Origin of the sequence: Rheinheimera sp. (assembly GCF_036568245.1) — a bacterium.
Lineage (GTDB): Bacteria > Pseudomonadota > Gammaproteobacteria > Enterobacterales > Alteromonadaceae > Alishewanella.
The window spans coordinates 1-8,896 of the sequence record NZ_DATCSY010000285.1; the positions used below are offsets into that span (position 1 = coordinate 1).

General features: G+C 50.1%; 9 protein-coding genes. 3 read left to right on the plus strand and 6 right to left on the minus strand.

Going from position 1 to position 8,896, the window contains the following annotated elements; all coding sequences use genetic code 11:
• Positions 1-406 (minus strand): SDR family NAD(P)-dependent oxidoreductase (locus VIN66_RS12910; protein WP_331924361.1); only part of this gene is annotated, 406 nt, incomplete at its 3' end.
• 47 nt (positions 407-453) lie between these two features.
• Complete coding sequence (locus VIN66_RS12915) at positions 454-1,218, minus strand: hypothetical protein (RefSeq protein WP_331924362.1); 765 nt, start codon at positions 1,216-1,218, stop codon at positions 454-456.
• Between the two features lie 129 nt (positions 1,219-1,347).
• Between VIN66_RS12915 and VIN66_RS12920 the strand changes: the two genes are divergently transcribed.
• A complete protein-coding gene (locus tag VIN66_RS12920; RefSeq protein ID WP_331924363.1) occupies positions 1,348-2,490 on the plus strand; it encodes a sensor histidine kinase in 1,143 nt (380 codons plus the stop codon).
• Complete coding sequence (locus tag VIN66_RS12925) at positions 2,483-3,127, plus strand: response regulator transcription factor (protein ID WP_331924364.1); 645 nt, start codon at positions 2,483-2,485, stop codon at positions 3,125-3,127. Before VIN66_RS12920 ends, VIN66_RS12925 begins: the two co-directional genes overlap by 8 nt.
• Here VIN66_RS12925 and galE read toward each other — a convergent pair.
• Both galE and VIN66_RS12935 read right to left on the minus strand, forming a co-directional pair.
• Positions 3,124-4,140 carry a UDP-glucose 4-epimerase GalE gene (gene galE / locus VIN66_RS12930; protein ID WP_331924365.1) on the minus strand — a complete coding sequence of 339 codons (1,017 nt, stop codon included), beginning with the start codon at positions 4,138-4,140 and terminating at the stop codon, positions 3,124-3,126. The genes VIN66_RS12925 and galE overlap by 4 nt on opposite strands.
• Before the next feature lie 23 nt (positions 4,141-4,163).
• Positions 4,164-4,463, minus strand: a complete 300-nt coding sequence (locus VIN66_RS12935; protein WP_134056327.1) for a YciI family protein — start codon at positions 4,461-4,463, stop codon at positions 4,164-4,166.
• Positions 4,464-4,661: 198 nt separating this feature from the next.
• Here VIN66_RS12935 and VIN66_RS12940 point away from each other — a divergent pair, with 198 nt between their 5' ends.
• Positions 4,662-6,074 (plus strand): sodium-dependent transporter, encoded by a 1,413-nt coding sequence (locus tag VIN66_RS12940; RefSeq protein WP_331924366.1) that lies wholly within the window; start codon positions 4,662-4,664, stop codon positions 6,072-6,074.
• A gap of 56 nt (positions 6,075-6,130) precedes the next feature.
• On the opposite strand, the gene VIN66_RS12945 is transcribed toward VIN66_RS12940, so the two are convergent.
• Together VIN66_RS12945 and VIN66_RS12950 are read right to left on the minus strand one after the other, a co-directional pair.
• Positions 6,131-7,858: a proline--tRNA ligase gene (locus VIN66_RS12945; protein ID WP_331924367.1), complete on the minus strand. Its 1,728-nt coding sequence runs from the start codon at positions 7,856-7,858 to the stop codon at positions 6,131-6,133.
• A 60-nt stretch (positions 7,859-7,918) separates the two neighbouring features.
• The coding region (locus VIN66_RS12950) for a galactose oxidase (RefSeq protein WP_331924368.1) at positions 7,919-8,896 on the minus strand (978 nt) is incomplete at its 5' end.

Consider the following 8,896-nt stretch of genomic DNA (forward strand, 5'->3'; position numbering starts at 1 on the left):
CGCCGTCGTCCGCCAATAGCAGTGGCAAGGCGTGTTTGGTCAGGTTCACCTGAGCGAAGTAGTCGACATCAAACAAACGCCGCTCTGTTTCAAAGCTGGTGTCTTGTATCAGTGCACGCTGGCTGATACCGGCATTATTAATCAGCCAATCCAGACCGCCGATGTGTTGCTGTATGCTTGAGATCGCTGCGCTGATGGCAGCGTCATCAGTAATATCGAGCGGTAACAGCAAGTGCTGCTGTGGGTTAGCCAGACTGGCTTTAACCCGCTGCAGTTCGTCTTTGCGACGAGCGCTTAACACAAGTCTGGCACCATCAGCTGCCAGTTCGCGGGCCAGGGCTTCACCGATGCCGCCTGAGGCACCGGTGATCCAGATAACTTTGTCATGTACTGCAGAGTGCTTCATATTGGTTATGCTGTGTTGGCCAGAAGTAGCACGACAGTAAGCCGGTTCTAGCCTTGTTGTAAAGCCTTGTTTGGCTGAACTTTATATTTGCGTTTGTAGTAGCCTGTCAGGGCAACAAGTGCAGTTGTGCCAATTACCGGCGCTGCCAGCCAGCTAACCAGAAGCCAGTTATCAGGTAATAGCTCGGCCAATACTCTGCGCCCGCCGGCGGCAAAAAACGCAGTGTAAACGGCGATACCGCTGCCTACCATGGCGCTGAAATGCTCGATAATCCAGGCGCGCGGGCTGACTTCTGCTTTGTACACATACCAACTGATTGTGGACGCCGTTACTAAACTGACGCCGGCAAAGATGATTAACAATGGCATACCGACACTTAGCCCTTGCCAGGCAACATATAAAGCAGTAGGGAACAGCAAAAACACCGGGCCTTGATAGTTCCAGCGCCGCAGCAGCGCCCGATTATGTTTGGTGCGAAGTACGCCAATAGCGTGGCGCACAGTGACCCAGGTTAACAGGCTAAGCAGTAATAGAAATTGCGATAACGGCACCCGCCACACCAGCATGCGTTGTATTTGTTCAGGGTTTAACTGTTTTCCTGCAGCATAAATAGCAACCGGGTCAGCTAAGCCCAGTGAACTTAATACCACGCCGGAGCCCGACACCAACAGCATAATGTAATAAAAAATATTGCCCGCGCTGATATGAAGTTTACTGCCTTTACGCACTATGATGGGAAGCCAGTAAAGTAACAAAGCCACAGCACCAAGTGCTATGTGCAGATAAAGTAAAACGGTATGAAGTGTGTGCATAATAAGCCTCCGTGATTGACAGCAAGAGCTTACTCGGCAACTTCTGTTAAGACAGGTGCCATAAGTCAGGATTTTGCACTATGACTTCTGGCCTATTGTGGTTCTGCCGGCTTTGCGCATAATGCACAGATGAAAACGAAATTTGATGTTGCGACCCTGGCCGGTTTAGCCACCTGGCTACTGGTGTATGGCTTAACCCTGTATTTGCTGCAACGAATAAATTGGCCGCGCAATGTCTGGCCGATACATGCATTATTTTTGCTGTATGGTGCGTTATTTTACCTGCTTACCAACGATAACAGCCGCTATAACCTGGCAAGCCGTTGGGCACAGCCATTACTTTTACTGCAATTGGCCACGGCTTTCGCGTTACTTTGGTTGTTACCTGTGCGGTATTTTGATTTTCTCGCCATTCTGACCATTATTTGGGCAGCCATGCTGCCTTTTGTGCTGCGTACAACTGTTGCTGTTGCTGTTATCGTGTTGGTCGTAGCGGCCTGGTTTACTCTGGTAGCACTGCGTAGTGAAAGCCCAACGTGGATAAGTGCGTTACTGTATGGCAGCTTTCACATGTTTGCGCTGATGGTGCAAAGCACCAGCCGCGATGCACAAAATGCGAAAGCTGAGCTTGAACTAAAGCATCAGCAATTACAGGCGACCCAGCAGTTATTGCAGGCCGCCAGTCGGCAGAGCGAGCGTACCCGCATTGCCCGCAATCTGCACGATTTAGTCGGGCATCATTTAACCGCCCTGACAATCCAGCTGCAGGTTGCCAGCCATCAGTGTGACGGTGAGATAAAAGCCCAGATTGATAAGTGCCATCAACTGGCCAGGTTACTGTTATCGGATGTACGCGAAGCCGTCAGCACCATGCGGCAGTATGCCGATATGCCGTTAGCTGATGCGTTGACGCCGTTACTGGCACTGCTACCACAACACTTAACGTTAAAACAGCAGATTGAACCGCGGATAAAGTTACAGGATTTACAGCAAGCACAGCACTTACTTTATGTAATACAGGAAGCACTGAGCAACAGTATGAAACACAGTGCTGCCACTGAACTTCACATCAATGCTGGTATTTCGGACGGTCAGTTAATTATTCAGCTGCATGACAATGGCAGGCTGGCAGGTAACTGGCAGCCTGGCAATGGCATTAAAGGTATGCAGGAGCGCATCGCTGAATGTGGCGGCAGTATCCGCTTTAGCAACAAGGCGGGGGCGATGGCACTGACCATTCAGCTGCCATATCAGGAGCAACAACATGATTAAAGTGTTGCTGGCAGATGATCAGAAATTAATCCGCGATGGTATCCGGAGTTTGCTGGCGTTATCGGACAAAGTAGAGGTGGTGGCAGAATGTGCCGATGGCACTTCAGTCATCGCCAGCGTAATGCAAAGTCAGCCTGAGGTGATTTTACTGGATCTGTCGATGCCGGTGATGAACGGTATCCAGACACTGGAAGCCTTACAACAGGCACATATCAATACGCCGGTACTGATCTTAACTACCTTTGATGAGCATGAGCTGGTGCTAAAAAGTATCAGCCACGGCGCCAAAGGCTTTTTACTAAAAGATGTGTCGCTGGAAACTCTGATCCAGGCTATTGAAGCTCTGGCGGCCGGTGGTAGCTGGTTTGCACCGAATATTACAGAGCGCTTGCTCAGTACAATGCGTCAAGCCGATAGTAATTTCACCATGCCTGCTCATATTGAACCCTTAAGCGATAAAGAGCTGGAAATTCTGCAGCTTATGGCGGGCGGTTACAGTAATAAAGAAATCGCGTCGGCGCTGTATAAATCTGAAGGTACAGTTAAAAACCAGTGCTCAGCGATACTGGCTAAACTCGGGGTGCGTGATCGCACCCGGGCTGTATTGCTGGCACTGGAGCTTGGGCTAATCAGTTAGTTGCTATAACCGTTAGGGTTTGCTGACTGCCAGCGCCAGCTGTCTCGCACCATATCGTCCAGTGTTTTCTCCGCCTGCCAGCCAAGTAGGGTTCTGGCTTTAGCCGGTTCGGCATAACACACTGCAATATCACCAGGGCGGCGCGGTGCTATCTGATAAGGCACAGCCACCTGATTGGTGTCGCTAAAGGCTTTTACCATATCCAGCACACTGTAACCGGTACCGGTGCCCAGGTTTATTGCCTCAATGCCGGTGTTGTTTTGCAGATACTGCAGTGCTTTAACATGGCCGCGGGCTAAATCCACAACATGAATATAGTCACGTACGCCTGTGCCGTCGTGCGTCGCATAGTCGTCACCAAACACGCTTAATTGCTCACGTTTACCAACGGCCACCTGAGAGATAAACGGCATCAGATTGTTCGGAATGCCGTTAGGGTCTTCACCAATCTGGCCGCTGTCATGCGCGCCGACCGGGTTAAAGTAGCGCAGCAGTGTAATGCCCCAGTCTGGCTCTGCTTTTACCAGATCTTCCAGAATACGCTCAATCATCAGTTTGCTCTGACCATAAGGATTAGTGGCAGAGCGGGGGGCGGTTTCAGGGATGGGTACCTGTTTAGCATCGCCGTACACGGTTGCTGACGAGCTGAAAACCAGTTTTTTCACCCCAAACTCGCGCATAACACGGCATAAGGTAACGGTGCCGGCAACGTTATTGTCGTAGTAATGCAGTGGAATTTGGGTTGATTCACCAACGGCTTTTAAGCCGGCAAAATGCACAACTGCAACAATATCGTATTGGCTGAATACGTCCCGTAGCCCTTGCTCATCACGGATATCACCTTTCACGCTGATAATACTTTTCCCGCTGAGCTGCTCTACGCGCTTTAATGCTGTATCAGAGCTATTGCTGAAGTTGTCGAAGCTCAGTACGTTAAAACCGGCGTTCAGTAGCTCCAGCGCCGTATGGCTGCCAATGTAACCTGCACCACCGGTAAGTAAAATATGGCTCATTCCTGTCTTCCTCAGTTTGGCTGTTATGGCAGTACTTTTTTAAACGGTTTTACCGTTGAACGTTGATACACACCTGCGGCGAGATAGGGATCGGCATCAGCCCATTGCTGTGCTTCAGCCAGTGACGCAAATTCGGCGACCACCAGCGAACCACTAAAACCAGCAGGGCCTGGGTCTGCGCTATCAATGGCTGGGGTTGGACCAGCCAACAGTAAACGGCCTTCGGTTTTAAGTTGCTCTAACCGGGCCAGATGCGCCGGGCGGGTTGCCAGACGTTTATCCAGACTGTTGGCAACATCTTCAGAATAAATCATGTAGAACATAGATAAGTCCTTTTGCAGAGCCTGTTTTTACTGGCGCACCTTAGCAGATTGATAACGCTTCGCCAATGATATTGCACGCATCGGAGCAGTGCAGACTAGGATTTGCCGCAACAGCCTGTTAGCATGCAGGGCGCTACTTATATTACTGAGCCTTGCTCAGACATTCTAATAAGAAATATTCAGGGAGTCCGCGTAGCAATGAAACGTGAACAATTTAGTTCAAGCCTTGGCTTTGTGCTGGCCGCTGCCGGTTCAGCCGTAGGTATCGGCAATCTGGTCGCCTTTCCGGTTATGGCCAGTAAAAACGGCGGTGCCGCCTTTTTAATTATGTATGCCTTTTTCGTGTTCTTTATTTGTCTGCCGGTGATGCTGGCAGAGATGAGCCTGGGGCGTCACACCCGGCAAAACCCGCTGGGAGCCTACAGCGAAATTGGCCAGAACCGCGCCTGGCGCACCGTTGGCTGGATGTCGGTTATCACACCTTTTATGATCGGTGTGTTTTATCTGGTGATCACCGTGTGGATTTTTGGCTACCTTGGAAAGTCGGTATTGGGGCAGCTGAATGAACTGGCCGGGCCGGACAGTTTTGGTAACTTCATCAACAGCAATGAGCTGTTTGTCTATATGGTGATTGTTATTGGCCTGACCTTTACCATTTTACAGGGAGGGGTAAAGCAGGGTATTGAAAAAGCAGCCCGTGTGCTGATGCCTATGCTATTTGTCATGCTGATAGCCCTGGTGCTGTATGTATTTACGCTGGATAACGCCATGCTGGGCGTGAAGTTTTTCCTTGTGCCGGAGTTTGACAAGCTTACCGGTAAGGTGCTGAACGGTGCCTTGGCACAGGCATTTTTCTCGTTATCGCTGGCGATGGGCATTTTGATCACTTACGGTTCTTATATTCAAAAAGACAACAATATCGTCCAGGCCGGTAAAATGGTGGCGGGGTTATCCTTACTGGTCGCGGCTTGTTCGGGTTTGTTAATTTTACCTGCGGTATTCTCATTTAACCCGGATATTCAGTTAAGCACGCTGTCTGAATCCAGTATCAGTATGATTTTCACTTTCTTACCGAAAATCTTTTTAGCCATGCAAGCTGATATCGGCTACTTTGGTGCCTCTTTTGTTGCCGGTTTCTTTTTTCTGCTGGTATTCTTCGCTGCGTTGACATCGCTGGTGTCAATTATTGAAGTGCCGGTATGCAGCCTGATGGACCAAAAAGGCGTGAGCCGCCGCACTGCACTGTATTCACTGGGTGCTGTGATGATCCTGCTGGCGGTGTTTTCAGCCTTGTCCTTTGGCCGGGTAGAACTGTTCAGTAACCTGCTCTCTTACGGCGGGGTGAATAAATCATTTTTTGATGTGGTGTACGATATTTTCTATGAAACTATCCTGCCACTGAACGGTTTGCTGCTGTGTTTATTCGTTATCTACCGTTGGAAGAAACATAATTTTGATGCTGAAATCAGCCAGGGAAACAGCTCTTTTGCCGGTTCACTGTTGCAGAAGTATGTAAATTTCTCTTTAGGGACTTTTATTCCGCTAATTTTAGCGGTGATCTTCGTCAATACGGTATCGACTATATTCTTCGGTAAGAATTTGTTGTTCTGATATCAGCGAAATAAAAAAGGCAGCTTCGGCTGCCTTTTTTGTGTCTGGATACTGACTTACTTTGCCAGTTTTTGTTGCATGGCTGCAACAACACCGGCGATATCCAGCATTTCTTTCTCGCCGCTACGGCGGTGTTTGTACTCAACCTGCTGGTTGTCCAGGTTGCGCTCGCCGATAACAATGCTGTGTGGAATACCCATCAGCTCCATATCGGCAAACATTACGCCCGGGCGCTCTTTACGATCGTCAAATAACACGTCAAAACCTGCTGCGGTCAGTTCGTTATACAAACGTACTGTCGCCTCTTCAATGCGCACTGATTTGTGCATATTCATCGGAATTAATGCAATTTGAAACGGTGCTATCGCATCTGGCCAGATAATGCCGTATTCGTCGTTGTTCTGCTCAATTGCCGCTGCGATGATGCGCGATACACCCACGCCATAGCAGCCCATCGTCATGATCTGGTGCTTACCTTCTTCATTCAGTACGCCGGCTTTTAATGCCTGTGAGTATTTATCGCCGAGCTGGAAGATATGACCAACTTCAATACCGCGCTTTATCACCAGTTTACCGTTACCGCATGGGCTGGCGTCGCCTTCAACGATATTACGCAGGTCTGCAACGCTGTAATTCTTAATATCACGATCCCAGTTAACGCCGGTTAAATGATAGCCATCTTTGTTGGCACCACAGATAAAGTCGTTAAGGTGCGCCGCACTGCGATCGGCAATAACCGTCAGTGGCATCGCTACCGGGCCAAGTGAACCCGGGCCTGCACCGATAGCTGCACGAATTTCCTCCTCGCTGGCAAATACCAGTGGGCTTTGAACCTGTGGTAACTTCTCGGCTTTTATTTCGTTCAGTTCATGGTCGCCGCGTAGCACCAGCGCGACCAGCGGCTGTGTTTTATCGGCTTCTGTTTTAACGCCGTATACGATAAGTGTTTTGCTAACCAGGCTCTGAGGTTGCCCCAGCACGCTGGCGACATCTGCCACCGTTTTAGCATTGGGTGTGGCAACTTCGCTAATCGCTAGCGTTGCTGCGCCGCGCTCACCGGCAGGGGCAACAGCTTCAGCCATTTCGATATTGGCGGCGTAGTCGCTGCTGTCAGAGAATGCAATGGCATCTTCCCCGGATGCTGCCAGTACATGGAACTCGTGTGACATGCTACCACCAATGGCGCCGGTATCGGCCAGCACAGGACGGAAATCCAGCCCGAGGCGGGTGAAGATGTTGCAGTAGGCCTGATACATAGCGTCATAAGTTTGCTGCAGGCTGTCCTGGCTTAAATGGAAAGAATAAGCGTCTTTCATTAAAAACTCGCGCGCACGCATTACACCAAAACGTGGCCGGCGCTCATCACGGAATTTGGTCTGAATCTGATACAGATTTAATGGCAGCTGTTTGTAACTGGTAATTTCGCGCCGTACTAAGTCGGTAATGACTTCTTCATGCGTTGGCCCCAGCACAAAGTCGCGGGTATGGCGGTCTTTAAAACGCAGCAGTTCAGCATCCATTTTGTCCCAACGACCAGATTCCTGCCACAGCTCAGCTGGTTGCACCATTGGCATTAACACTTCAATGGCACCGGCTTTATTCATTTCTTCACGCACGATCTGTTCAACTTTGCGCAGTACCTTCACGCCTGTCGGCAGATAGGTATACATGCCCGAAGCGACCCGGCGGATCATGCCGGCACGCAGCATTAATTTATGGCTGATAACCTCGGCATCGGCTGGGGTCTCTTTAACGGTAGATAGTAAGTACTGACTGCTGCGCATCGTATTCTCGTATTCGTGCTAAAAAATTGCCGCCATTCTAGCAAGGCGGCAGAACCAATTCTATTGGAGTTTTAATGTGTGTTTAATCAGCTGTGAGCTGACCTGCTGGCTGCTTTGCATGCCGCCGACCGTGTAGATATCACCATCCACTTTGATTAGACCACGCAGATCCATCACGGCGGTGGTATCGGCGGCGTTCAGCCAGCGTTGTTCGGCCAGCGAATAAAGCCAGACTTTACTGTCAGGGGCAGCCGCACTGCCGTCATAGCCAATGCCGTTATAGTTGTAAGCGGTGGTGCTACCGCCAATAAAAGCCAGTACCGGTTTGCCGGCAACTTCAGTGTTAATGCCTGCCATGCGGTAACGGGCTTTACCAGTAGGATGAGGCACTATGCGCCAGTCTATCTGGTTAGCGTTGTTGCCAACCGTACCCAGGTAGCAGGCGGGTTCTGCTTTGTACTCCCGTTTTTTATCACGATAGTATTCCAATGCTACGCCGTCGCACAGCAGCATCTGGTTATCCGCCATAGCGCCGGCCAGACCAAACACCGGTTTCCCCGGAAACGGCGTAGCCTGTGACCAGCGCTGGGTATAGTTATCAAACAACTGCACTAAATTCACGTTGCCGTGGTCGCTCCAGCCGCTGACAAGATAAATGTAGCGGTTTTGGTAGGTCAGGGCGACTGCATCATCTACCGGGACGGGGATATCGTTCAGGCGTGTATAGCGTTTGGTGATAGGGTCAAAGCGATAGCTGTCAGCTGCGGTTTGCTCTGTACCATCGGCATTTACCGCAAAACCACCAAAGACAAAAAAGTTGTTATTTAACGCTACGGCGCTTGCAGCAATGCGGCCCTGTAACCGCTGCTGACTGGGAACGTCCGGCATTTCATGCCAGCCAAACTCGCCTAAAGTGTGCATGAATACTTTATTGTGAACATCGCTGTGCTGCTTACCCGGACCTATGCCCATAAAGCTGGCAATATAGGTTTTGCCCCGGATAGTGACACTTGCCACTGCATTGTTACTAACCGGTTC